At 63.8% G+C, this 287-nt stretch carries 1 protein-coding gene; it reads left to right on the top strand.

Translation table 11 applies throughout. The features are described 5' to 3' along the window. Positions 1 to 51: 51 nt before the first annotated feature. Positions 52 to 287, top strand: a 236-nt coding sequence (locus H483_RS37035; RefSeq protein ID WP_017838454.1) for a type II toxin-antitoxin system ParD family antitoxin, incomplete at its 3' end; no start/stop codon positions are given.

The following is a 287-nucleotide window of genomic DNA, read 5'->3' on the forward strand; positions in this document are numbered from 1 at the left end:
CGGAGCTGAATCCGGAGCCACGGTGTTACCAATTCTTGGTATCGTTGCCGCATGGGTCAGAACACCTCCATCAGTTTGGACCAACACTTCATCGACTTCCTCGCTCGCGAGGTCGAGTCCGGGCGCTACCGTTCAGCCAGCGAGGTCGTCCGAGCAGGGCTCCGGCTCCTCGAGGACCACGAAACCCAGCTCGCCGCGCTGCGCCGCGCGCTCATTGCCGGCGAGGAGAGCGGTGCGCCGGAGGAATTCGACTTCGACGCGTTCTTCCGGCTCCTCCACCAGCGAAT

The organism is Dietzia sp. UCD-THP (assembly GCF_000349585.1).
In the GTDB taxonomy this organism is placed as follows: domain Bacteria; phylum Actinomycetota; class Actinomycetes; order Mycobacteriales; family Mycobacteriaceae; genus Dietzia; species Dietzia natronolimnaea_A.